General features: G+C 51.1%; 22 protein-coding genes. 19 read left to right on the top strand and 3 right to left on the bottom strand.

Annotated features, from left to right (window positions below; genetic code table 11):
- The first annotated feature begins 74 nt into the window (after positions 1-74).
- From C8E01_RS10495 to C8E01_RS10415, 16 genes are all read left to right on the top strand, one after another.
- Positions 75-2,804 carry an alpha-L-rhamnosidase-related protein gene (locus C8E01_RS10495; protein ID WP_116543299.1) on the top strand — a complete coding sequence of 910 codons (2,730 nt, stop codon included), beginning with the start codon at positions 75-77 and terminating at the stop codon, positions 2,802-2,804.
- Between the two features lie 113 nt (positions 2,805-2,917).
- Positions 2,918-3,166: a hypothetical protein gene (locus C8E01_RS10490; RefSeq protein WP_243409524.1), complete on the top strand. Its 249-nt coding sequence runs from the start codon at positions 2,918-2,920 to the stop codon at positions 3,164-3,166.
- 73 nt (positions 3,167-3,239) lie between these two features.
- Entirely contained in the window at positions 3,240-4,145 is a 906-nt protein-coding gene (locus C8E01_RS10485) for a LysR family transcriptional regulator (protein WP_116543298.1), read from the top strand.
- 62 nt (positions 4,146-4,207) lie between these two features.
- Positions 4,208-5,422 (top strand): threonine synthase, encoded by a 1,215-nt coding sequence (locus C8E01_RS10480; RefSeq protein WP_116543346.1) that lies wholly within the window; start codon positions 4,208-4,210, stop codon positions 5,420-5,422.
- A 252-nt stretch (positions 5,423-5,674) separates the two neighbouring features.
- Entirely contained in the window at positions 5,675-6,043 is a 369-nt protein-coding gene (locus C8E01_RS10470) for a methylglyoxal synthase (RefSeq protein ID WP_116543296.1), read from the top strand.
- An 81-nt stretch (positions 6,044-6,124) separates the two neighbouring features.
- Complete coding sequence (locus C8E01_RS10465) at positions 6,125-6,709, top strand: hypothetical protein (protein ID WP_116543295.1); 585 nt, start codon at positions 6,125-6,127, stop codon at positions 6,707-6,709.
- A gap of 97 nt (positions 6,710-6,806) precedes the next feature.
- Positions 6,807-7,709, top strand: coding sequence for a YwqG family protein (locus C8E01_RS10460; protein WP_165820615.1), 903 nt, complete (start codon positions 6,807-6,809; stop codon positions 7,707-7,709).
- Between the two features lie 41 nt (positions 7,710-7,750).
- Positions 7,751-8,149: a GNAT family N-acetyltransferase gene (locus tag C8E01_RS10455; RefSeq protein ID WP_116543293.1), complete on the top strand. Its 399-nt coding sequence runs from the start codon at positions 7,751-7,753 to the stop codon at positions 8,147-8,149.
- 89 nt (positions 8,150-8,238) lie between these two features.
- The gene (locus tag C8E01_RS10450) at positions 8,239-8,763 is read left to right on the top strand and encodes a DUF421 domain-containing protein (RefSeq protein WP_116543292.1); all 525 of its coding nucleotides are present in this window, start codon (positions 8,239-8,241) and stop codon (positions 8,761-8,763) included.
- A gap of 152 nt (positions 8,764-8,915) precedes the next feature.
- Complete coding sequence (locus C8E01_RS10445) at positions 8,916-12,977, top strand: response regulator (protein WP_116543291.1); 4,062 nt, start codon at positions 8,916-8,918, stop codon at positions 12,975-12,977.
- On the top strand, positions 12,967-13,797 hold the full coding sequence (locus C8E01_RS10440) for a CheR family methyltransferase (protein WP_116543290.1): 831 nt from the start codon (positions 12,967-12,969) through the stop codon (positions 13,795-13,797). The genes C8E01_RS10445 and C8E01_RS10440 overlap by 11 nt, the downstream gene beginning before the upstream one ends.
- Positions 13,797-14,369, top strand: a complete 573-nt coding sequence (locus C8E01_RS10435; protein WP_116543289.1) for a chemotaxis protein CheB — start codon at positions 13,797-13,799, stop codon at positions 14,367-14,369. The genes C8E01_RS10440 and C8E01_RS10435 overlap by 1 nt, the downstream gene beginning before the upstream one ends.
- Positions 14,359-15,567 carry a sensor histidine kinase gene (locus C8E01_RS10430; RefSeq protein ID WP_116543288.1) on the top strand — a complete coding sequence of 403 codons (1,209 nt, stop codon included), beginning with the start codon at positions 14,359-14,361 and terminating at the stop codon, positions 15,565-15,567. The genes C8E01_RS10435 and C8E01_RS10430 overlap by 11 nt, the downstream gene beginning before the upstream one ends.
- Before the next feature lie 188 nt (positions 15,568-15,755).
- Positions 15,756-16,946 (top strand): D-arabinono-1,4-lactone oxidase, encoded by a 1,191-nt coding sequence (locus C8E01_RS10425; protein WP_116543287.1) that lies wholly within the window; start codon positions 15,756-15,758, stop codon positions 16,944-16,946.
- 19 nt (positions 16,947-16,965) lie between these two features.
- A complete protein-coding gene (locus C8E01_RS10420) occupies positions 16,966-17,346 on the top strand; it encodes a sensory rhodopsin transducer (protein WP_116543286.1) in 381 nt (126 codons plus the stop codon).
- Between the two features lie 15 nt (positions 17,347-17,361).
- A complete protein-coding gene (locus C8E01_RS10415) occupies positions 17,362-17,841 on the top strand; it encodes a DUF2721 domain-containing protein (RefSeq protein ID WP_116543285.1) in 480 nt (159 codons plus the stop codon).
- Between the two features lie 65 nt (positions 17,842-17,906).
- Here the strand turns inward: C8E01_RS10415 and C8E01_RS10410 are convergent, their stop codons facing one another.
- Entirely contained in the window at positions 17,907-19,370 is a 1,464-nt protein-coding gene (locus C8E01_RS10410; RefSeq protein ID WP_116543284.1) for an aminoacyl-histidine dipeptidase, read from the bottom strand.
- A gap of 448 nt (positions 19,371-19,818) precedes the next feature.
- Here C8E01_RS10410 and C8E01_RS10400 point away from each other — a divergent pair, with 448 nt between their 5' ends.
- The 3 genes from C8E01_RS10400 to C8E01_RS10390 all read left to right on the top strand — a co-directional run bounded on the left by C8E01_RS10400 (position 19,819) and on the right by C8E01_RS10390 (position 21,856).
- Positions 19,819-20,844, top strand: a complete 1,026-nt coding sequence (locus C8E01_RS10400) for a phosphatase PAP2 family protein (protein ID WP_116543282.1) — start codon at positions 19,819-19,821, stop codon at positions 20,842-20,844.
- Between the two features lie 97 nt (positions 20,845-20,941).
- A complete protein-coding gene (locus C8E01_RS10395) occupies positions 20,942-21,367 on the top strand; it encodes an EamA family transporter (protein ID WP_116543281.1) in 426 nt (141 codons plus the stop codon).
- 3 nt (positions 21,368-21,370) lie between these two features.
- On the top strand, positions 21,371-21,856 hold the full coding sequence (locus tag C8E01_RS10390; protein WP_165820614.1) for a GNAT family N-acetyltransferase: 486 nt from the start codon (positions 21,371-21,373) through the stop codon (positions 21,854-21,856).
- A gap of 103 nt (positions 21,857-21,959) precedes the next feature.
- Here C8E01_RS10390 and C8E01_RS10385 read toward each other — a convergent pair whose 3' ends face one another.
- Both C8E01_RS10385 and C8E01_RS10380 read right to left on the bottom strand, forming a co-directional pair.
- Positions 21,960-22,775 (bottom strand): nucleotidyltransferase, encoded by an 816-nt coding sequence (locus tag C8E01_RS10385; protein WP_116543280.1) that lies wholly within the window; start codon positions 22,773-22,775, stop codon positions 21,960-21,962.
- A 238-nt stretch (positions 22,776-23,013) separates the two neighbouring features.
- Positions 23,014-24,261 (bottom strand): glycoside hydrolase family 2 TIM barrel-domain containing protein, encoded by a 1,248-nt coding sequence (locus C8E01_RS10380; RefSeq protein ID WP_116543279.1) that lies wholly within the window; start codon positions 24,259-24,261, stop codon positions 23,014-23,016.
- Positions 24,262-24,549 lie beyond the last annotated feature (288 nt).

The raw sequence follows: 24,549 nt of genomic DNA, 5'->3' as shown, positions 1-24,549 counted from the left end.
CAAGCTATGAAACAATTCATTCCCTATACCTGCAACCCGAAAAACTAAGGTATAGAACAGCATAAATATTGACCATGAAAAAACACTATTACATACATGCACTCGGCTTAGCAGTACTACTATCTGCAACCGCCTGCAAAACACAACAACCTGACTTAGGTGTTTCTGAATCTCAGGTAGTCATAGCTCCTATCTGGGAATCAAACAGCTATTTGGTATTCCCTGATGCCATTACTCAAGGCGACTTCGTAGCCAGGGCCCTCTCCCCTACTGAAATCACGTCCAGTTACCAAAGCCCGGCAAACGAGTTCCAGTCGCCGGAGGTGCTCTTTAAGTTCAGCATCAACAGCAAGGACAATGAGATGCCGCCGGGTATGGACCACCAGTTCGTTTGCCTTGCCGAAGAAGGTGGCAGCTGCGAAACCCCTCTTATCAAGTTCGGTCAACAGCTGAAAGCCACTGAGCCGGCACCGGCCAAGGCTTTCTTGCCGCCGAACACACCCCTGACGGTGCGGGTGGATATGCGGGAGGTGCTTGCTGCATTTGAGAAGGAAGGATTTTACACTGCCTACAATGGCAGCAAGGTATACAAAGACGATTTCAAGGGCGTTTACATTGCCGGCAATACAACTCCCCTTTCCTGGGACTTCGATAACCTGGCGAGCCGTGAAGGGATGGAGTTGGAAGACCCGGACGGTGATGGCATCTATGAAGTGACGCTCAACATGAATGCCCACCGCGAAGAGAAGTTTACTGCCTCGCACTGGAAGTTGAGCTCCCCGATCGACCATTACCCGCAATACAGCTCCGACTACGTGCTCACCGATGCACTATACAACATGACGCTGGAGGAAGTGGTGAAAAACATTGAGGCCGACAGTACTTTCCGGACGGGCAAAGAATGGGCTGGCGTGTGGACCCGCGACATCAGCTACAGCCTGATCCTGGGACTGGCGGCCATTGAACCGGAGATAGCCCGCAAAAGTCTGATGCGCAAAGTGAAGAACCAGCGCATCATTCAGGATACCGGCACGGGCGGGGCCTATCCGGTATCGACCGACCGCATTGTGTGGGCCACGGCCGCTTGGGAGATCTACACCGTGACCGGTAACCAGAACTGGCTCCGCGAGGCGTACGAGATCACCCGCAACTCCATGGAAGACGATCTGCTCAATGCCTTCGATCAAAAAACGAACCTGATGCGCGGTGAGTCCTCCTTCCTGGACTGGCGCGAGCAAACCTATCCGAAATGGATGCAGCCGGCTGACATTTACGCTTCCCAAAACTTAGGAACGAATGCAATGCACTACCAGGCCAATGTGCTGTTGAGCCAGATGGCGACGATGCTAAATGACAAACAAGCCGCTGACAGGTATAGTCAACTGGCCGGGCGCATCAAACAAGGTATAAACCAGCACCTGTGGCAGGAAGACAAAGGCTATTACGGGCAGTACCTGTACGGACGCAATTACCTGTCGCTGTCGCCAAGATCCGAGGCGCTGGGTGAGGCGCTCACCGTGTTGTTTGATATAGCTGATGCTGACAGAGCCAAACGCATCGTAGCCAACACACCGGTGTATGACTTTGGTGTGCCGAGCATCTTCCCGCAGATCCCGAACATTCCGCCTTACCACAACAACGGCATCTGGCCTTTTGTGCAGGCCTACTGGACACTGGCCGCCGCCAAAGTCGGCAACGAAACTGCCACCCTAGAGAGCCTCAACGCGATTTACCGTCCTGCTGCTTTATTCCTCACCAACAAAGAGAACTTTGTGGCCAGCAACGGCGACTATGCCGGTACGCAGGTAAACTCCGACCGTCAGCTTTGGAGTGTAGCCGGCTACCTGGGTATGACCTACAAGCTGCTTTTCGGAATGGATTTCCAAGCGGACAAACTGGTATTTAAGCCCTTCGTGCCCGAGGTGTACAAAGGCAACCATCGCCTCAACAACTTCAAGTATAGGAACGCCGTGCTCGACATCGAAATGCAGGGCTTTGGCAACAGCATCCGCAGCATCACACTCGACGGTCAGCCACTGGAAGGAGCCGCTATAGCTTCCAGCCTGACCGGTCAACATAAAGTACAGATCGTGCTTTCTGATCAGATAAGCGATAAAGGCCAGCAGAACAAAGTGGCCCACCATGTCACGCCTCCTGCTCCTACGGCTACGTTTGCCAATGGCAGGTATAACTGGCAGCCGGTGGAAGGTGCGGTGAACTATACCGTGCTCAAAAACGGCAAGCCGATGCAAAAAACCACTGAAACAGGTATAGCCGTGCAGGCCGATGGCTATGCTGAATACCAGGTGATCGCGACCGACGCAGCAGGATACGGCTCTTTTGCCAGCGAGCCTGTGGCGGTATACCCCGCGGCACTGGAACAGGTATATGAAGCGGAAGCAGCCGCAACTCTAGCCAAGCAACCTTACAAAGGCTTCACGGGCAAGGGTTTTGTGGAAGTGAGCAAAAAGGCAAATACGACCGTCAACTTTAAAGTGACCGCACCGCAGGCTGGCTTGTATGCCATCGACTTCCGCTATGCCAATGGCAATGGCCCGATCAACACCGACAACAAAGCCGCGATGCGCACCCTTCGCAAGGGCAAGGAATTGGCAGGCACCATCGTGCTGCCGCAGCGTGGCATTGGCGAGTGGAGCGACTGGGGTTACAGCAACAAAGTATGGGTTCAGCTCGAAAAAGGCACGAATCAACTGACACTTACTTTTGAGCCCGCCAACGAGAACATGAACTTCGAGATCAACCAGGCTATGATCGACCATCTGCGTATGATCCGGCTGCAATAGATTTTAGGAGTACTTCGAGAAAGTCCCGATCTGATTAAATCAGGCCGGGACTTTCTCTTTAAAAAGGCATCTTCTGTGGCCAAAACGAGTATAGGGTATACCTTAAAACACAAATGATGACACAACGAGAAGTAACCGACAGCGAAAACACCACCTGGACCTGCGTTCAGACCTATGGCACCCTTTCAAAAGAAAACGCCGACAAGGCCGCCGAACTGACCGAAGACACAAACGGCGATGTGACGGTGGTCTGCACCCCGAGCGGCGGCGCCCAGACAGTACGGCTGCAACTGCCCAAAGACTGGCTGGAGGCTATACCCGACGAAGAGTTAGTCAATCAGATCACGGCACAGCAGCAATAATGCCCTTTCAGGTATACCTGCTACCAAACAACGAGGCATTTCGTTATATTGGCAGGAACACATTTCGACAGGTATGCTATCTCACAGGCACGAGATTTTTATGGAAGTGGCGCGGCTGCTGAGCTTTACCAAAGCCAGCCAGACGCTCTTTATCAGCCAGTCTGCCATCAGCAAGCACATCAAAGCGCTGGAGGAGTTCTATAAAACCGGCCTGTTTGAGCGACTCGGCAACAGCGTGGTGCTCACGCCCGCCGGCAGGCTGCTGTACGACAAACTGCTGTCCGCCAAGCAGCTGCAGCACGAGCTATTCCAGGATTTTAAGCAACTGAGCGAAAATTTCTCCCCGCAAGTGAACATGGTGTTAGGGGCCAGCACCACCATCTCGCTCTACATCCTGCCGCCCGTGCTTTCAGCTTACCTGCAGAAGAACCCAAATGTGCAGCTCGACCTCAAGAACCGCAACAGCGAGAACATCCTCAAAGCCTTGCTCGACCACGAAATAGACCTGGGCATTGTGGAGGGCATAAACAAGGTGAGCAACGTAACCTATACCCCTTTCCTGACGGACGAGGTGATCGCGGTATGCTCTTCCCGCAATCCGCTCAAAAAGCAGCAACTTGAGATCCATGACCTGTACGAGATTCCGCTGGCGCTGCGTGAACGTGGGTCGGGTACCTTGGCAGTGCTTGAAATGGCGCTGGAGCAACAACAGGTGAAACTGAATGAGCTGCCAATCAAAATAAGACTGGGCGGTACAGAGGCCCTCAAAAACTTTGTGCGGGTGGATACCTGCCTCTCCTTCCTACCCCGACAGGCTGTCATCAAAGAACTGCAGTCAGGTGAACTGGTGCAGGTGCCGATCAACGGACTTACCATCAAACGGAGCTTCAACTTCATCCAGCGCAAAGGCACCGAGAACAATTTCCCTTACAAGAATTTCATTCAGTTTACCAAGCGTTACTATTCCAAAATGGAATAGGCTATTCCTTTTAGCTATTTTGTTTGGTCATATCACGGTTGCAATTTGCCGTAGATACTGATATGAAAACCACAATTCAACCTCTTATTAGCCACCTGAGTACGCTTTCCTGCTCTAAGTGTGGCACATCTTATTCCCCTTTTGAAAAACAGACGGTTTCGGCCTGCTGCCAACTTCCGCTTCTGGCTGGTTATGCCCCTAAGGTGATGCCTGAAAAAGAGGCGCTGCTCACCCGGGAAGGCACCATGTGGCGCTACCTGGAGCTGCTGCCTGTGCTGGACAAAGAAAACATCGTGAGTCTGGGAGAGGGCTATACCCCTATTCTGGAACTGAAGAACCTGGCCCGGAAGTACGAGCTTCAGAATTTGCTGCTCAAGGACGAAGGACAGAACCCTACCGGCTCGTTTAAGGCACGCGGACTAAGCATGGCCATTTCCAAAGCCAAAGAGCATGGCGTGGAGGGTTGCATTATACCTACGGCTGGCAATGCCGGGGTGGCGATGGCCGCTTATTGTGCCAAGGCAGGTATGCGCGCCACCGTAGTGATGCCCCGCCATACGCCAAAGGCTTTCCGGGGCGAGTGCTACTGGTATGGCGCTGAGGTGGTGCTCGTGGATGGTCTGATCAACGATTGCGCTGCTAAAGTGAAGGAACTCAACAGCAAAGGCGAACTGCTGGACGTGTCGACGCTGAAGGAGCCCTACCGCCTCGAAGGCAAAAAAACCATGGGCTATGAAATTGCCGAACAGGGCAGCTGGCAACTGCCGGACGTGATCCTATACCCTGCCGGCGGCGGCACCGGACTCATAGGTATCTGGAAAGCCTTCAAGGAAATGAAACAGATAGGCTGGCTGCCAGAAAACATAAAGCTGCCCCGCATGGTAGCGGTACAGGCCGAAAATTGTCGTCCGCTTGTAGAGACTTTCTACGGAAGACAAGCCAACGCCCAAAACTACGTGGGCAAACCGACCATCGCCAACGGACTGGCGGTACCTCGTCCGCTGGGTGAGCAACTGATGCTGCAGACGCTACAGGAATCCGGCGGTACGGCCATCAGCATTACGGAACAGGACATGATCACGGGTTTGAAAGAACTGGGCACCAACGAGGGACTGTTTGTAGCGCCGGAGGGAGCGGCCGTTTGGATGGCGGCCCGCAAGCTGCTGGACACCGGCTTCATTCAGTACGATGAAGAGATCTTGCTGCTCAACACCGGCTCAGGGCAGAAATACATGGAGAACCTGAGCGGCTATCAGCCAGATTCAATCGGTAGCTAATTCAAATAGTAGTACCCTTTTACACAATCTTAATATTCCGCAGCCTTTCCACCGAGGCTGTTATCAAAAGCGTCGTCGGTAGCTACTGGCAGCGCTTTTTTTATGTGCATTGCCATCGTATTATCGCTGTTGCTACCGCAAACCGACAATCTTTCAAACTTCCGGATATCAACTATTAATAGGAAAAGCGCTATCTTCACTTGCGCGACATCCAAGTAACAGTGTTGCGCTTATACCCTATACCTGAAATTTATGACAACGATTGCACTCATTGCCCACAACAACAAAAAAACCGAACTGCTGAACTGGGTAAAAGAAAACCAGCAAGCCCTAAGCCAATACAAACTGGTTGGCACCACCAATACCTCCAAACTGATCAACGAACTGCTCGACATGAACATCGAGCCTTTCGGACACGGCCCCAGCGGTGGTGACATTCTGCTGGCCGCACGCCTGCTCCAAGGGCAGATCCAGAAAGTGATTTTCTTTATCGACGTAGAAACCCCGCACGGCCACGAGCACGACATCCAAACGCTGATCCGCACAGCGGTGCTTAATAACATCCCGATTGCTCTAAATAAAGCTTCGGCTAATCTGATCGTGCTGGAGCGGGAGGATTAGGGAAAGAACCCTTTTGATATAGTGCCAATAACCGTATGTTCACGCTTGTGAGGTAGTTGACATAAATAAACATAATAAATATTGAAAAAGCTTCTGATTGTATTTCTCAGCTTTATTGGGAGCTTAGTGTTTTTCATCCTGTTTGGTTTTATAGTTGGTTTCCCGACATTTCAAGATAATTATGTTGAAGCGGAATCAAACAAATCAGATATAACAATCCTCAAGTCTCAGACATTGGATGGTAAAGTATCCTTGATTCCAGAAGTTCTTAATCGGTTGATTTTAGAAATTAAGTTTCAACAAAGTAGTAGTGAAAACTACATTGTAAAGGATTTGGATGTTGAATGTGACTGCACCTCGAACAAAAGCAACATTGACAGAATCTTCTATATAAGGGTGTCTAAGTATGACCCTGAAGTAGATGAATTCTTTTCAGATGAAACAAGAATTGAAGAAAGCTATACTGAGCTCCCATTAAACTCAAAGTATAGGGATTTAAGCTATACCATTTCACCTCAGTTCGCGCTGAACGGCTGTGATGAATTTGACTTAACCATTAAAGCGTCACTAGTAGATACTCTAAGCAATGAAGCTCTTCAGATTGATAAAACATCTTTAGTTAAGAAAAATAGCGACTTTAAATGGGAGCGCTTCAGAGCCCATTAATAAAGAGCGAGAAAAATTACAAATGTCAACCAAATCTATAAGGTAGCTTCGCCATCTTATAGCAAAGCCGTTAAGAATCATTTTAAAGCTACCAGAAGTGAACATAGAAGAACTGAAACGAAGACTTAATGCAAGCGGGCTTGGAAAGTATTTTGATAGCTTGCAACCAGCGTTGAGAAACACTATCAGACTTTATCAAACAGAAGCTGACGATAGTGATATAGGGATAGGACAAACTAAAATTGGTGGTAAACCTGACTTGCCAAAGGGAATTACCTGGGTAACAGAAACTAACACGATTGAGACAACAGAAAAAAAGTTTTTGATTTTCAGCAGCAAAAAGCAAGAGACAATCACAAAACCACTTTCCTTTATCGCTCAAATAAATCTTACAGAGGTTTCGAAGTTTGATAAAGACGGTTTATTGCCAAAGTCAGGAATGCTGTACTTCTTCTATTCAGCAGAACAAGAAGCCTGGGGTTTTGACTATAAAGACAAAAATAAATTCAAGGTAATTTACTGGAATGGCGATTTGTTTGAATTACGGAGAAATGATTTCCCTAGCGATTTGCCAGCATACTCCTGTTTTAAACCTTGCTCAGTAGAAATCAAATCTGAAATCAGTTTGCCTTCTTACGGCCACGAAGTATATGGTGATTTTGAGGAGGAAGAGGACGACAAATTTTGGGAAGAAGTGTATGATGACGGAAACTTAAATAAACTTTTAGGCTACTCTGACAACATTCAAAATGATATGGAATTAGAGTGCGAACTTGTAACAAACGGGCTTTATTGTGGTGACCCTTCCGGTTACAACGATCCAAGAGCAAAGGAACTGGAACCGAACGCAAAAAACTGGCGACTTCTTTTACAAATTGATAGCAACGAAGAAAATGGAATGATGTGGGGAGATGTAGGAAGGCTTTACTTTTGGATAAAGAAGGACGACTTACTGAATCAGAACTTCGATAAGTCTTGGTTTAGCTTACAATGCTGTTAGACTGAAAACAAGCTCCAAACAAGTATTTACTAACCCTCCCTGTGAACATCTCCTACCGATCAGACCTGACCCCAGACACACAGCTAATAATCGACCTGTACAACAGTTCAGGTATAAACCGCCCGACTGCAGACCGCGAGCGCATTGCCAGGATGTATGCCAATTCTAATTTGATCGTGTCAGCTTGGGATGGAGAGCAGTTGGTAGGTATAGCCCGCTCACTCACCGACTTCTGTTATGCCTGCTACCTGTCAGACCTTGCCGTTCGGAAGGAATATCAGAAAGATGGAATCGGGAGGAAACTGATCGCGCTGACAAAAGAGACAATAGGCGACCAGACCATGCTACTATTGCTCTCGGCTCCGGCAGCCATGGACTATTACCCGAAAGTTGGATTTGATAAAGTGGAAAATGGCTTTATGATCAAACGAAGCAGGTAGCAGCCTTCCTATTTCCCGCTCTCCCGTAACCGCAACAGCACAATCCAGTAAAAGAGGGCGTATACCTGAACTGCAGGAACTCGCGCCTTATGGAAAACATCTTCTTTGATAGTTGGGAAAGCATCATCAGAACTTTCTCCGTCACGATCATGGGGTATATTGCCATGATCTTTTTGTTGAGAGCCTCTGGCAAACGGACGCTCTCCAAAATGAATGCCTTTGACTTTATCGTAACAATAGCCTTAGGCTCTGTGTTGGCTTCGCTTTCGCTCAATAAAAGCGTGGCGCTGGCCGACGGTGTCACCTCATTTTTCGTACTGATCTTCCTGCAGTACCTCATCACCTGGCTTTCGGTGCGCATCAAGCAAGTCAAGCAGATTATAACCAGTCAGCCTACGCTACTGCTCTACAAGGGTGAACTCCTGAAAGATGCGCTTAAAAGGGAACGTGTTACGATCGAGGAAATCAATTCTGCCGCACGCAACGGAGGCCAGGAAGACCTGTCGGGAATTGATGCGATGATTCTGGAATCGACTGGTGAGATAACGGTTATACCTTCGCTAAGATCCAACACCCCTAACACACTGAAAGATGCCGGCAATTTCCCGGGGTAAGGCCGACACCTGACAACACTTCCATATCCTGCTGAGCCCAGGTATAAGTAACCTGTGCTTTTTATCAAGCCGAGCCCAAAATTCACTATGTTTTCCTAACTTGCCTTTTCAACAGGTTCTTATTCACCCTTGCTTAACCCTACGCATACTCGATGAACATTATCCGTAACCTGAAGATCAGGGATAAACTCCTCCTCCTGCTGGCACTGCTCCTTTTTCCGCTTGTTTATTTTGTGGCTACCACCGTGCAGCGCGAGCTCGAAGACCACGAGAAGCTGCAAAATGAGGTGGTGCAGTTAAACGAGTCCGAAAAGATATCCGATCTGGTTCATTCCTTCCAGCGGGAAAGGGCCCGTATCCTGGCAGCCTCTGCCGGCGACTCTGCTTTTATGCTCGATGCGCGTGCCCAACGTGGACTGACGGATGCAGCCGGTTTGGAGTTAACTAATTTCCTGAGCGAGAACAACCGCAACTTCCCTGCCATTAGCATGCTGCAGGACCTAAAAAAATACCGTAGCGACCTCGATAAGGGCAAACTTGACCCGGAGGACTTCCGACGCTATTCTTCAGATTTTATTTTCAGCATGCTCAACCGCATGGACGCCAGCGCCATTGGCATCAACAATGCCGAAATAAGCAAGCAGCTGATCAGCTTCAAGAGTTTATCGGAGGCAAAAATACACCTGGCCCGTATGCGCAGCCTGCTTATGAAATCCTTGCAGGAAGGGATCTTTTCGTACCAGGACTATGCGCAGCTGATGGCACAGTATGCCGCACATACCGCCGCTCTGGGGGATTTTTACCGCTATGGCGAAAAAGATGCCGTGAACGTGGTGCAGCAGATCGTGGTGTCGGACGAGTACAAACGCGGCGACGCCATATTGAAGACGTTTCAGGAGAATGCCGAGACTGACTTGAACAGATTTCAGCCTCTCAAGGTCTATACCCTTTTCACTAACAACATTGAGGCCCTGCGTACGGCCGAGGTGGCCCTGATAGACCAGATCAGAGTAGGAGTAGAAGCCGAGAGCAAGAGCAAAGAACGCTACCTGCAGATACTGTTTGCCAGCCTGGCGGCAATCCTGCTGTTGGTTGGCTTCCTGTCGTACTACATCATCAGCCTGATCTCCAGCTCACTTGCCAAACTCAAAAACGCTGCCGACCGCATTCGGCTGGGTGCTACCGACGTGCTGATCGACATTGACAGCACCGACGAAATTGGCAGTGTGGCGGCCTCGTTTAGAGGTGTGGTCAAGAAAACGGTGATGCTCTCGGAAGTGACCAAAGCCATAGGCGAGGGCCGCTACGACATGGATGTGGAGCCACAAAGCGAAGCAGATACGCTCAGCCTGTCCATTCGCACCATGAAGGACAACCTGCATACCTACACCACCGAGAATGCCAACCGCAACTGGGTGCTCACGGGCGTGGCCGAACTCAGCAACTTAATCGGGGGCGAGTCCACACTCGACAACGTATCCAAACACGCCCTCTCCTACCTCTGCAATTACACCGACTCTGAGGCGGGTGTGCTATACCTGCACAACAGCAAGGGAAAACTGGAGCCTGCGGCCAGCTATGGTTTGCAAAAGAACAAAGCGCAACTGCCTGTGTTTGAAGTCGGAACCGGCACCGTGGGCCAGACCGTGCAGGAACGCAAGGTAAAGGTGCTGGAAGGCGTACAGGAAGAATACCTGCGCATCCGCACCGGCCTTTCCGATATCGAACCCGCCACGGTCATCATCATGCCGCTCTACTTTGGCAACACCATCGTTGGGGCGCTGGAACTGGCTTCCCGCACGCCTTATACCGAGGTACAGCGTCGCCTGCTCGACTCCGCCTCCGAGCGTATTTCGGTGCTCATCCATACCCTGAAGGCGCACCTGCAAACCCAGGAGCTGCTTTACGAAACTCAAAACCAGGCTGAGGAACTTGAAACCCAGCAGGAGGAACTGCGCCAGCTCAATGCCGAGCTGAAAGCCTCGGAAGAAGAACTGCGCGTGAACCAGGAAGAGTTGCAGGAAAAGAACGCCGAGCTCGAAGAAAAAGCACAACTGCTGGAAGAGCAGTACGAGGCACTGGGCGCCAAGAACAAGGCCCTGGAGGATGCCCGCGAAGCGATTGAACTGAAGATACAGCAGGTCGAAACCGTGAGCAAGTATAAGAGCGACTTCCTGGCCAACATGAGCCACGAGCTGCGCACCCCGCTCAACAGTATCCTGATCCTGTCGCGCCTGCTGGCCGACAACGCAGAGAACACGCTGTCTACCAAGCAGATCGACCACGCCCACATCATCCACAAGTCTGGCAATGACCTGCTCCGGCTAATAAACGAGATACTGGACCTGTCCAAGATCGAGTCAGGTATGGTGAAGTTGGAAACAGAGGAGCTGAAGCTGTCCGACATTTCGATGAGGCCGATGTTCAGGGAACTGGCTGCCAAAAAGCAGATAAACTTCAAAGAGCGCCACCTGCCAGGCGCCTTCGACAGTATCGTGACCGACCGCTTCCGCCTGGAGCAGATCCTGAAGAACTTTATCGGCAATGCCATCAAGTTTACCGACGAGGGCGGTGAAGTAGAGTTCAAGGTATACCCGGTTACCGAGCGCCCTGCCTTCAAATCAGAACTGCTGCGCGAGTCACAGGATGTGGTGGCCTTTGCCGTGCGCGACACAGGTATAGGTATAGCTCAGGACAAGCAGGAAGTAGTGTTCGAAGCCTTCCAGCAAGCCGACACCTCCACCACCCGCAAATACGGCGGCACGGGTTTGGGTCTGACGATCAGCAAGGAACTTGCTAGCCTGCTGGGCGGCGAACTGATGCTGGAAAGTGAGCCGGGCAAGGGCAGTACCTTCACGTTATACCTGCCGCGCGTGCCGTTCGGTAAAGCAAATGGTGCCGCTATACCTGAGAAGCGTCAGGCATCTGCCTATACCCCATCTATTGCCCAGCCTGCTGCAATGGCTGGTCCATCGTCGGCGCAACAAAAGAGCCAGAGCATGGGGCAGGTTTTCCTGAACATGGAGCGCGAAGACAAAAAGGACATTTGTGTACTCATCGTGGAAGACGACAAAGGCTTCAGCGACATCCTGGCTGACTTCGCCAAGGCCAAAAACTTCCGGGTGCACCAGGCCTTCACGGGTCGCGACGGCCTGCGCATGGCCATGGAGCACAAGCCCGATGCCATGCTGCTCGACATCCAACTGCCAGACATGACGGGTTGGGATGTGCTCAAAAAAGTGCGTGAAGACAAAAACCTGCGCAACATCAACGTGCATGTGATGTCGGCCTATGACAAGGAGGTAATTGGAGAGCACGCTGAAAACGAAGAATACCTGCCGAAACCAGTAACGCTTGAAATGCTGAACAAAGCCTTTGGGTCTATCGTGAACAAGTCAGGAGTCAGCATTGAGAACATCCTGATCGTGGAGGACAACGAGATCGAGAACAAGGCTGTGGCCGAGCTGCTGCTGGCCCATGGGCTCAAGTCAACCTCTGCCTACTCCGCCGAAGAAGCCGAGAAGGTGCTGGCGAAACAAAAGGTAGACTGCATCATCCTCGACCTGAACCTGCCGGGCATGAAAGGCTACGACTGGATGAAGCGAATCAAGTCGCAGACCAAACTCGGTGACATCCCGATCATCATTTACTCTGGCAAAGACCTGAGTGAGGACGAAGAGACCAAACTGAAAGAGTTTGCCAACACGATCATCATCAAAAACGAGTACTCATACCTGCGCCTGCTCGACGAGGTGCAGCTCTTCCTGCACAAAGTCAACCAGAAGCTGCCGCCGGGCAATGAGTTGAAGATGAAGCTGCACGTGCCGGAGGAAGTGCTGCGCGGCAAGAAGATACTGGTGGTGGACGACGACGTGCGCAACATCTACTCGCTGAGCAGTCTGCTGGAGCTCCACGGCATGCAGGTAGTCGCAGCCTATGACGGCAAAGAGGCCCTGGAAAAACTTGACACGGAGACAGGTATAGATATGGTGCTGATGGACGTAATGATGCCGGAAATGGACGGTATAGAAGCGACAAAACGAATCCGGGCGGATTTACGTTTTAAGCAACTGCCGATTATTTCACTCACCGCCAAGGCTATGAAAGAAGACAGAGAAAAATGCATAGAAGCCGGTGCTTCTGACTATATACCTAAACCAGTAGATACCGATAAATTACTGACCCTGATGCGGGTTTGGTTGTATGAAGCCTGAGCAGAATGAATTGTTTGAGCTGGAGGTAGAGGCGCTCATCAGGGAAATTCACACAGCTTACGGTTACGATTTCAGTGGCTACGCCCGGGCCTCGGTGTACCGCCGCATCAAGCGGTTTCTGGGCCAAAAGCACCTGCAGAGCATCGAAGACCTGCGCAAGTTCCTGTTCACGGACAGTTTCTTCTTCGAGAATTTTCTGCAGGAGATCACCGTGAATGTGACGGAGATGTTCCGTGACCCGACTTTTTACAAGTCGCTGCGCGAGAATGTGCTGCCGATCCTGTCCACCTACCCTTTCATCAAGGTATGGGACGCGGGCTGCTCTACCGGCGAGGAGCTCATTTCGCTGGCGATTTTGCTGGAGGAAGAAGGGTTGCTGGGCCGTACCAAGATCTACGCCACCGACATCAACCAGAAGGTATTGCGGCAGGCGAAAGACGGCATCTTCTCTGCTACGCACATGACGGCCTATACCGCGGCGTACTATGCAGCAGGCGGCAAGCGCGATTTTGCAGAATACTATACCAGCAACTACGGCAGTGTGAAGTTCAACGCATCGCTTGTCAGGAACGTGGTGTTTTACCCGCATAACCTGGCTACCGACAGCTCTTTCAACGAGTTTCACCTGATCGTGTGCCGCAACGTGCTTATATACTTTAACCGCACGCTGCAGGAGCGGGTATACCAACTGTTCGACGAGAGCCTGGTGGACCTTGGCTACCTGGCGCTTGGCAAAAAAGAGACACTGGCCATGTCAGGTATCAGCAGCAAGTATAGCTTTGTAGACAAAAACAACCGCATATACCGCAAAAACTCCTGATGGACGACACATCCCGACTGATCGTTATAGGTGGCTCCTGGGGCGGCATACAGGCGTCGATGAAAATACTGCAAGGCCTTCCTGCCGACTACAGTATTCCCATCGTGCTGGTGCTGCACCGTTTGCGCAACCAGGAGGGCAGTCTGCAGGAACTCTTCGACAAAAAACTGGTGCTGAAGGCGGAGGAAGTGGATGATAAAGCGCCGCTGGAGTCTGGCCATGTGTACATTGCGCCGGCCAACTACCACGTGCTGCTCGAAAAAGACCATACCTTCTCACTCGATGACTCTGAGCTGGAGAACTACTCCCGCCCTTCCATCGATGTGACTTTTTCCAGCGCAGCCGATGTTTTCGGGAAAAATACGGTGGGTATATTACTTAGTGGCGCCAGCAAGGATGGAAGTTCGGGATTAAAGTATATATTTGACAAACGGGGTACCGCCATTGTGCAGCACCCCGGCGAAGCGGAAATTTCTACCATGCCGCTGGCAGCCATCCAGAGCACACCCGGCTGTAGTATCCTAAATGTTGAGCGCATACAAGCTTATTTGCTAACCTTACATGGACACTGACCACGATATCTTACCAATTACGACCTTGCCTACACCTACCCACCCGGTAAAGATTTTGCTCGTGGACGACAGGGAAGAAAACCTTGTCAGCCTGGCGAGCCTGCTATCGGAAGATGGCGACAACACCGAGTACCTGTTTGCTAATTCAGGCGAGGAAGCCCTGAAAATAGCTCTGCAGGATGAGATTGCCCTGATTTTGCTGGATGTGCAGATGCCCGGCATGAATGGTTATGAGGTAGCCCGCTACCTGCGCGACATTTCCAAAACACGGGATATTCCGATCATTTTCGTAACAGCCATTCACCAGCAGGATGTGCATGTGATGGAGGGATTTGAGGCCGGTGCCGTGGACTTTCTCTTCAAACCCCTGCACCCTGCCATCACCAAAGCCAAAGTGGCAGCCTTTGTGCGTTTTTACCTGCAAAAGAAAGAAATAGAACGTGCCCACAAACGCACGCAGGAGATCAACCGCGAGCTGGAAGAACGGGTGAATGCCCGCACCGCCGAACTCACCCGTGTGAACAAAGACCTGGACAATTTTGTCTATACCGCCTCCCACGATCTGAAAGCCCCTATCAACAACATTGAGGGACTGGCAGTTGCGCTAAGAGAGGTGCTCAATACCCCTGAGCCGGATCACGGTGAACTCAACATCATCATGAACATGATACAGGATGCCATCAGCCGGTTCAAACACACACTGATGGACCTGACGGAAGTTGCCAAGCTACAGCACCAGGATGAAACGCCTATCGAAAGCGTACGCTTTGCGGAGTTGATCGATGATGTGACACTCAACATTCAGGACCTGATTCTCAAATACGACGCTACGATCGACACAGACTTTTCTGAGGTGCCGGCAATGGTTTTCTCACGTAAAAACCTGCGCAGCATCGTTTACAACCTTGTGTCGAATGCCATCAAGTATAGCTCGCCTGAGCGTCAGCCGCTGATTGAGGTGAGCACTTACCGCGAAGGTGCCTATACCGTGTTCCGGGTAAAAGACAACGGGCTTGGCCTGAAATCAGAAGACCGGGAAAAAGTATTTGCCATGTTCAAGCGCCTGCATGCGCACGTAGAGGGCACTGGCGTGGGCCTGGCCATCGTGAAGCGGATCGTGGAGAACAGCGATGGTAGAATCGAATGCGACAGCGAACAAGGCAAAGGCTCAGAATTCAGGGTTTACCTTAGGAGTTGAGGAGTTTGGGAGTTAGAGAGTTTAGGAGTTAGAAGATTTTAAAATCAAACAAAAAGGGCGCAGAAGATGCGCCCTTTTTGTTTGGGGTGGCAAAACCCGAAATGAGTGCTGTCGTTAAAGAACAGAAATTTATACCTGTCGCCTGTAGGCATAGTCCGACAAGTGCAGGTATAGCAAATCAAACCTGCATGGCAAAAGAAGTGACCAACTGGTCGGGCAGCCTGTGTTTCACCCCAAAGCAGTTGCTCCACCCTAAAAGCGATAAGGAAATAGCCAAAGTCGTAGCGAAATCGGCCAAAGAAGGACGCAACGTGCGCGTAACTGGTGCCCAGCACTCCTCCTCTCCCCTGATTGAAACAGAGGACACGCTCATCTCACTAGACAAAATGCAGGGATTGGTGTCGCACGATAAGGAAGCCAATGAAGCCACCATCTATGCCGGCATGAAGGTGCACAAAGCCGGGCAGGAACTTTACAAAGTAGGGCTGGCCATGCACAACACCGGTGATGTGGATGTGCAGAACGTATCGGGTGCTATTGGTACGGGCACTCACGGCACTGGCAAAAAACTGCAGAACCTTTCTACTATGCTCATAGGGGCACGGTTAATTACCGCCTCCGGAGATATCATCGACAAGCACATCGAAGATGACCCGGAGTTCATCCGGGCACTGCGCACTTCGATGGGCATGCTGGGGATCTTTTCCCAGATCAGACTTAAATTGCAGCCAGCTTTTAAACTGCATCGCCGTGAATGGTGTACGCACATAGAGCAGTGCATGGAACATCTGGACGAACTGATAGAAAACAACCGCAATTTTGACTTTTACTGGTACCCCCGCTCCGATCTGGCCAAGCTCCGCACCCTGAATGAACCTGACCAGGACATCGACGACATACCCTATGCCACCTGCGTTGAAGATGAACAAGGATGGAGCCATGAGGTGCTGCCCCGTGAGCGGACACTCAAGTTTGACGAAATGGAATATGCCCTGCCCGCCGAAAACGGACCAGCCTGTTTTGAGGCCGTGCGAAAGCGTGTGAAGGAGAAACACCGCAAAGAAGTGGCTTGGCGTGTACTCTATCGCACCATCGCTCCAGACGACGCCTACCTGAGTCCCTATCACGAAGGTGACTCCGTTACGATCTCGCTGCACCACAACGCAGGCCTTCCCTTTTGGGATTACTTTAAAGACATTGAGCCCATTTTCAGAGAGTATGGTGGCCGTCCGCACTGGGGGAAAAAACACACGCTCACAGCCAAAGAACTGCAGCCGCTATACCCTGACTGGGATAAATTTCAGAAAATTCGGAAAGAGATGGACCCCTATGGCGTATTCCTGACACCCTACATGCGTCGCCTCATGGGCATTGAATAAGCTAAGAGAACTTAATAACATGAAACCACAAAAAATAGGCAGCAAGCTATGGGTGATACCCGGTGGCCACATCCCTTTTGGCACCAATGGCAAAGAGCCTGAGTTTACCAGCCACGACCGCCTAAGCATCCTAAACACATCCGGCAAGGAAGCTGACATCGAACTAACCATTTATTACCAGGACCGCCCCCCACATGGCCCCTACCCGATCTGTGTGGAAGCGCAGCGCATGAAAGAGGTTCGCTTCAATGACCTGATCGACCCGCTGGCTATACCTTTGGACACACCTTACTCTTGTGTGCTGCAATCTAACGTGCCGGTGGTCGTGCAGTTTAGTCGACAGGATACCCGCCAAACTGCTAATGCCGTTACCACCATGATGGCGTGGCCTGTCGCTTAATCAAATTAATAACTTATGGACAACCTCTCCGCAGCACTCACGATCCTTTCGGCCATGATCACCCCGGCCATTCTGATCATGGCGAGTGGCTCCCTTATTCTGACTACCTCCCAGCGCTTGAGCCGTAGCATGGAACGAGTGCGCAAACTGGCAGACCAGTACAGCGCCCTCACAAACAAAGAAACGATTTCTGAATCAGACTCAGCTGAGAAAAGCTTTCTGCTGGAGTTACTGATGCGGGCCACCCGCCGCTGCCGCCTGCTGCAACGCGCCATGACGAGCCTTTACCTGACCCTCGGCGTCTTCGTCGCCACCAGCATCGCTATCGCCCTGTTCGACGTGCTTAACTTACCCTACGCCTGGGCCATTACACTGCTTAGCCTGCTAGGAGCCGGCCTATTGTTCTATGCCAGTCTGCTTCTGATAGTGGAGTCAAGGATCGCCCTGCAGGCAGTAGATCGGGAAATGGATTGGGTGATGCGGGTGAGCAAATAGGCATAAAAAAAGTCCCTCCCAGATTTTACCTGAAAGGGACTTTAAAAAATATACTTGAATTTAGGTTACGCCTTCGTAGGTATACGCTTCAGGGTATCCAGCAGAAAATCCCAGTACTTCTGCACCGAGCTTATCTGCACTTTTTCGTCGGGTGAGTGAGCGCCGCGGATGTTTGGTCCGAACGAGATCATTTCCATCTCCGGATAGTTTGCCCCGATGATGCCGCACTCCAAACCCGCATGGCAGGCGTTCACGTGGGCTTCCCCGTTATATTTCTCTTTATACAGGTCGCTCATCAACTGCACGATACCCGCACCCGGACGAGGCATCCAGCCCGGATACATGCCGCTCAGTGATACGGAAGCGCCAGCCAGCTCAAGTGCGCATTTAATTCCAGCAGCCAGATCCATTTTCTCGCTGTCCACAGAGCTACGAGTGAGGCACTGTACCGTTAACTTACCGTCCTGCACCAGGACACGGGCTACGTTGTTCGAGGTCTGTACCAGATGTTCGATATCCGGGCTCATGCGGTATACCCCGTTGTGGCAGGCATAAAGCGCCCGCAACAGTTTCGACTGGTAGTCTGCTGGCAACACTTGCGCCGGAGCCTCTACCTGCTCTACCGTTACCGCCAGGTTAGGATCTGTGGTAGCATGCTCAGTTTTGAGGATTGCCGTCAGTTCCTCCACAAACTTATCGAAAGCAGCTGCCTCCCCTGCAGGTATAGCGACCACCGCCACCGACTCACGTGGAATGGCATTGCGGAGGCTACCGCCGTCGATGGAGCCGATGCGCAGGCCAACTTTTTCAGAAGCTTGATGCAGCAAACGGTTCATCAGTTTGTTGGCATTGCCGCGACCCAGGTAGATGTCCATACCGGAGTGGCCACCGGTCAGGCCTTTGATACTGACCTTGTAGCCTTTCATGTCGCCGTTTATACTTTCCGGCTGGTAGGTTCCGCTTGCGTTAATATCCACACCGCCTGCGCAACCGATGGTCAATTCAGTGTCGTCTTCGGTGTCGAGATTGAGCATGATGTCAGCTTCCAGTACCCCTCCTTTCAGGCCGAGCGCGCCAGTCATACCTGTTTCTTCGTCTACTGTGAAGAGCGCCTCAATGGCTGGGTGCTCGATGTCGTTAGCGGCCAGCAAGGTCATGATGGAAGCAACTCCAAGGCCGTTATCGGCTCCCAAAGTCGTGCCGCGGGCTTTCACCCAGTCGCCGTCCACATACATGTCGATGCCCTGTTTGTCGAAATCAAAATCAGTATCCGCGTTTTTCTGGTGCACCATGTCCACGTGGCTCTGGATGAGTACCGTCTTGCGGTCTTCCATACCCGGGGTGGCGGGTTTCTTGATGATGACGTTGCCAATTTCATCCTGAATGGTTTCAAGGCCAAGCTTCTGACCGAATTCCATCATAAAGGCGATCACGCGCTCTTCTTTTTTGGATGGACGCGGCACGGCGTTCAGGTCTGCAAAATTATTCCAAAGGGCTTTCGGTTCGAGTGCTCTTACTTCAGTGCTCATGTATGGTTTATTATGTCTGGTGTTTATTATGTCTGGTGTTTAGTTACTTATTATCAGCTGCCAGCGGCAATGTGACGCTAAGGTAATAAGATTATAGGAAAGGGTTTTAGTATAGTTTGGGCTTTTGCGAGTATCAGGAACCAAAACTTTAGCACTTATACATGTGAGATGGTAATGCCAGAAAATCCCCTATCGGAATGGGCAGAGGCTCTCTATTTTAACCAAAATCCTTTCAGGATGACAAAGAAAACAGTAGCCATAAGTCGCCCCTTCAAAGTCTAAGATCCCGAACTTGACTCGGGAAGGGGAGGTATAATCATTCATAAAGTTCTGCCTTCCCATCTCCCAAAATCCCTGATCCAAAAAATTTCCAAACCTTTGCGTCTTTTCATTTCCTTCCCCGTCATCCTGATGAATTTGAAATTTAAACATCTAAACAATTCATCTTATGGAACCGATTTATCAATTCGCAACCCCACAGTCAGTTGAAAACCAGAAAGCGAAGCAAGACAGCCAAACCTCACAAGAACAGCAGGCTGCTACGCAGCAGACCTGCACAAAAGATGCATGCAAGCAACATAAGAAAACCCCTGCCCTACGCGCCTTAGCCCTGACCTTACTCTGCAGCCTGGCTTTGCAAACAGCGGCACTTGCCCAAACGGCTATGGTTTTTAAGGGCGGCAAAGAAGCAGCAAAGGAAAATAAGTCAGTCGTGGCCATCCGTTCTTTGGACGACATTACCTTCCCCGAGGCTGACTTCAAGCGAGGTGCCTACCTGAAGCTGCGCACGGTATACGTGGATGTGCCGGTAAGCAAATTCAAGTTGAAGCCTTTCCCGGCCAACAGCTCCGCCGAAACCCGCTCCGAACTCGACTTTTTGCTGCACCTGCAAAAGACCCGCAACGCCGAAGCCGTTAACCGTACCGAAACCATGGCGAACGTATACTTCGACCCGTTCACCACAAACCCCGCTGATGCAGACTATACCCGAAACCTTAGCAGCCTCTTCTACATTGGGCGTGATCTAGGTCCGTGGTTCAACCCAGAGAAGCTGCCTATCACTTCACGGGTGCTCCAGAACGTGATCCAGGACGCTACGTATTACATTTTCTCCCTTAAAGCCGATTTTAACCGCCCGCGTCCATACCAGCTGGATAGCCGCCTGGATAACCTCGAAGCACCGGGCCACGCCTCCTACCCAAGCGGAGACGCTTCCACTTCTTATGTGCATGCTTTTATCCTGAGCTACATTTTTCCGGAGTACAAAGACCACTTTGCGGGTATTGCCAGCGACATGGCCTTTTCCAGGGAGACACGCGGCGTGCACTATCCCAGCGACTCAGAAGCCGGAAAAGAGTTTGCCCGCCAGTTTATGGACGAGTTGATGGAGAGCCGAAAATTCCGCACGGACCTGGAGGCCATGAAAGCGGAAATCATACAGGTAAGAGCCGCTAACCAGCTCTCAAAGAAGTAAAAAGGAGCAGGCTGGCAGGCGCATAAAAAATTAATGCCGGCGGTAGCGGGAAAGTATAAAACCTATCGTACTATTGCAGCCTGAAATTTTTAGGATAATGGAATCTTGGTTAGGATACGCACTTGTTGCCATGCTCACAGGGGGCGTGGCAATGGTGTTTGCGAAGATGGGTATGAATAACAATGCCAACGAACACCTGGCCTTGGTTATACGAACGGGGGTGCTGTTTATGATGGTACTCGGGCACGCGCTTTACGCAGGCGGTCTCAAAACGGCCCGCCACATCGACAACAAAACGCTGACCTGGTTCATACTGGCCGGCGCCTGCACCGCCGTTTACTGGATACTCTATTTTAAGGCCATTAAAACAGCCGATGTATCAGTGGTGGCCACCATTGACCGGGCAGGCATTCTGGTAACGGTGGGCCTCTCCTACTTTCTGTTGAACGAACCGCTCACACCCCGCCTGCTGCTCGGTATGGGCGTAATTTTATGTGGCACCCTGATTCTGATCTGGAAATAAGCAATGATACAGCTTGTACCGATGCAACCGGAGCATGCCCACGAGGTGCTCCGCATCTACGGCGAAGGCCTGAAGACAGGCTACTCCACCTTCAACACCGAAGTGCCCACCTGGGAGGAATGGGATCGCAACCACTTGCCGCATACCCGAATAGTTGCCATCGAAAAGGATGAAGTGCTGGGATGGGTGGCGCTATTACCTGTCTCCTCTCGAGCTTGTTACCGCGGTGTGGCTGAATTTAGTATTTACATCGCCACCCGCCACAGGGGTAGAGGTATAGCCGACCAACTGATGCAGGCTATGATTGTCGAGAGCGAGGCCAATGGCATCTGGACCCTGCAATCCTCCACCTTTTCCGAAAATAGTACCAGCCTACGCATGCAAGAACGGCACGGATTCCGGCAAATCGGTTACCGCGATCGCATTGCCCAGTTGCACGGGGTATGGCGCAATACCATACTGCTGGAGCGACGCAGCGATAAGTTCTGAAACAACAAAGGCCCTGTATGTACAGGGCCTTTGTTGTGATGCGGCCAGGTATAGCCTTTCAGCGAAGTATTATACCTACAGGAACGATAACCTAAAATACAGGCTAAATCGTGCGCATGGTGAGGGCTTTGTAGTCCCATACGGTGATGTCGTGGCCGTATTGGGTTTGATCAATGTAGGGCCCGCGGCAGATCTTTTCTTTGGGCGTTTCCACGTCGTATTGCTCTTTGGCCCGCAGCAGCAGTTCGTCCATTAGCCAACGGGGTATGATGTCGCGGTCGGAAGGGTATACGAAATGGAAACTCATGAACTGGGCCAGCACAAGTTGCCAGTGCTGTTCGGTATAGGACCACAGGCGGTTCCAATCGAGCTTTGGGCCGCAGCGAAGGATGAGGTGGTTAATGTCTGAACCGTCGTAACGTTCCCGGTTCTGCACATACAGTTTGCACCAGATGAGCTCTTCGGGCGGCATAAACTTCACTTTCACCCCATACAGTTCGCCTTCGGTAGCATACTCAAACCAACGGTCATCCACCGGGCACAGGCTGGCCGGGTTATTATAGATCAGGTCCATGAGGTGGTCCTGCTTTTTGGCTTTGGCCAGCCAGCGGGCATCGGTCATCTCGGTATCGTAACCGCTGTCGGCAAAGGTCTTGAGGATGCGGGGACACTCTCCCACTTTGCAAAAGATATCCAGGTCTTTGGTCGCTCTGTTGATACCGGTGTACATATCCAGGGCCAGTCCGCCGCCAACCAGAAACTTTGCTTCGCTTTTCACCAGCAGGCTCAGCGCCTCTTTGTAAAAGTCTTCCGCCTCCAGCTTTTTAGGGTTTTTCTGCTCATTTTTGGCCACCGTCCGAATCGCTTTTTCGGCAGGTTTCGCCTTTGCTATTTTTGTATTATTAAGTTGCTTGCTCATGTGTTCAATTCAGGCTCTAGAATCTTTGAAATGTTCAGTTGGAGACAGCATGGCCTGAAGACTGCCTCTATCGGAAACAGTCTAAATTGTACTACTCCTAAATCTAAAACTGAGGTAAGTGGTGTACTGATGAAGGGACAAATTGGTTGTAGCACTCACTAAATAAACATTCGGACAAGAAGAGAGGAAGCAATAAGTCTAAGAATTAGCAAAATAGTCTAATGAAGCACGGAGCCTGTTAATAAAAATCCAATGCTGAACTGAACTTGTTACCGGCCTTCACATAGAATGGGAAGTTAGCAGTGGCGACGTTCCCCTGGCCGTCATACACATAGGCGTACAGCCGGTAAGCGCCATCGCGCTGGGGAGCTTTTAGGGTAACGCTGTTACCATCAGCCTGCTGGATCGCGCCAGGTATAATATCTGGCTTTTGCTCTTTGATGGCGTTGCCGTCCTCGCTCACGGTTTCGGGCAGCAGTTCCCATTTCACCTGCAGGCTGTCGCCATCCGGATCGGAGGCGAACACAGCTGCTGTGGATAGTTCACCGGGCTGCAGGTATACCTGGTCAGATGGGAAGATATCTTTGAGGGACAGGTAGGCAATGTGCGGCGCCCGGTTAAAGTCGCGCTTCCCACTCCAGATCTCCCGCATCACCTGCGCCATTTCGGTTTCTTCGCCAGTCTCGGTCATGATACTGAACCAGGTCGGGGTCGTCTCGTACTTGTAGCCCCAGATAAAAGCGTAGGCGCCCAGGCAGCGGTCAGGGTCGGCCAGCACGGTGTTTTCGTACCTTTCACGGGCAAAGGCGGCTTTCTCTGAACTGGTCTGCTCAATGGGCGCGTACCACCAGGTGGTGTAGGTTTCCCAATAACCCCGGCCCCCGAACTCGGCTATAACATAAGGTCCATCCCAGTTCGTATCGCGTAATTCGGCAGGCAAGTCGTGCAGAGCTCCAAATGAGTTGATGGACAGGATGTCGATGGCCGGGCAGCGGCGGTTGATCAGGTTCACGACCTGCTTCGGCACGTTCATCACCGTCGTCGTGGTCGGGTGATTGGGATCGATTTCATGAATCATTTCGGCCACGCCGTTCACGGCATCCCATACCTTCACATTGGACCCTTCCGCATACAACTCGTTGCCCACCACCCACATTAGCAGGGCCGGATGGTCTTTGTACTTGAGCACTTCCGCACGCAGGCGCTCTTTCTGAGCGGCCACGTCGTCTTTGTCGTAATAGTTGAAGCCCTCCCGCTCACGCTCCATCCAGAGCCCCAGCATCACGGTCAGGCCTTGTTTATGCGCTTCGTCGAGTATGCGCGGGGTATCCTCATCTGTGTGCCATATCCGGATGGAGTTGCCGCCATAGGCCGCCACCTTGTCGAAATGCTCATAGCCTGCGGCTCCCCTTATGAAGTATGGTTCGCCGTTGCGGTACAAAGTATATTTGTCGCCTTCTTTAACTACCTCTACTGTGCGGCCCATTTTTGTATAGCGCTGAGGATCAGACGCTCTATTAGAACATGAGCTAATCAGAAGTAAGCAAAACAATAAAATTGTACTCTTACTGATAAAATAGAACATATGGTGGGTAAACATATAATCAGGTATAGCGGGTATGCGTGATCAAATTGCGGGTGAAGCAACAGAACTTTTGAGGCTAATACGAGTATAAACTTCAGATGTTATTGTACCAGATTACCCTAAATCATACAAAACAGCGCTTTGATGGCAATTAGACCATCCTACATACAATACACGTTCCTAATCTCT

The organism is Pontibacter virosus, assembly GCF_003096355.1.
Classification (GTDB): Bacteria; Bacteroidota; Bacteroidia; order Cytophagales; family Hymenobacteraceae; genus Pontibacter; species Pontibacter virosus.
This window is presented reverse-complemented; position numbering and strand designations above follow the sequence as displayed.

Coding starts and splice junctions, on each gene's coding strand:
- C8E01_RS10495 (WP_116543299.1), top strand. CDS start 75: ATGAAAAAACACTATTACATACATGCACTCGGCTTAGCAGTACTACTA.
- C8E01_RS10490 (WP_243409524.1), top strand. CDS start 2,918: ATGATGACACAACGAGAAGTAACCGACAGCGAAAACACCACCTGGACC.
- C8E01_RS10485 (WP_116543298.1), top strand. CDS start 3,240: ATGCTATCTCACAGGCACGAGATTTTTATGGAAGTGGCGCGGCTGCTG.
- C8E01_RS10480 (WP_116543346.1), top strand. CDS start 4,208: ATGAAAACCACAATTCAACCTCTTATTAGCCACCTGAGTACGCTTTCC.
- C8E01_RS10470 (WP_116543296.1), top strand. CDS start 5,675: ATGACAACGATTGCACTCATTGCCCACAACAACAAAAAAACCGAACTG.
- C8E01_RS10450 (WP_116543292.1), top strand. CDS start 8,239: ATGGAAAACATCTTCTTTGATAGTTGGGAAAGCATCATCAGAACTTTC.
- C8E01_RS10445 (WP_116543291.1), top strand. CDS start 8,916: ATGAACATTATCCGTAACCTGAAGATCAGGGATAAACTCCTCCTCCTG.
- C8E01_RS10440 (WP_116543290.1), top strand. CDS start 12,967: ATGAAGCCTGAGCAGAATGAATTGTTTGAGCTGGAGGTAGAGGCGCTC.
- C8E01_RS10435 (WP_116543289.1), top strand. CDS start 13,797: ATGGACGACACATCCCGACTGATCGTTATAGGTGGCTCCTGGGGCGGC.
- C8E01_RS10430 (WP_116543288.1), top strand. CDS start 14,359: ATGGACACTGACCACGATATCTTACCAATTACGACCTTGCCTACACCT.
- C8E01_RS10425 (WP_116543287.1), top strand. CDS start 15,756: ATGGCAAAAGAAGTGACCAACTGGTCGGGCAGCCTGTGTTTCACCCCA.
- C8E01_RS10420 (WP_116543286.1), top strand. CDS start 16,966: ATGAAACCACAAAAAATAGGCAGCAAGCTATGGGTGATACCCGGTGGC.
- C8E01_RS10415 (WP_116543285.1), top strand. CDS start 17,362: ATGGACAACCTCTCCGCAGCACTCACGATCCTTTCGGCCATGATCACC.
- C8E01_RS10410 (WP_116543284.1), bottom strand. CDS start 19,370: ATGAGCACTGAAGTAAGAGCACTCGAACCGAAAGCCCTTTGGAATAAT.
- C8E01_RS10400 (WP_116543282.1), top strand. CDS start 19,819: ATGGAACCGATTTATCAATTCGCAACCCCACAGTCAGTTGAAAACCAG.
- C8E01_RS10395 (WP_116543281.1), top strand. CDS start 20,942: ATGGAATCTTGGTTAGGATACGCACTTGTTGCCATGCTCACAGGGGGC.
- C8E01_RS10390 (WP_165820614.1), top strand. CDS start 21,371: ATGATACAGCTTGTACCGATGCAACCGGAGCATGCCCACGAGGTGCTC.
- C8E01_RS10385 (WP_116543280.1), bottom strand. CDS start 22,775: ATGAGCAAGCAACTTAATAATACAAAAATAGCAAAGGCGAAACCTGCC.
- C8E01_RS10380 (WP_116543279.1), bottom strand. CDS start 24,261: ATGGGCCGCACAGTAGAGGTAGTTAAAGAAGGCGACAAATATACTTTG.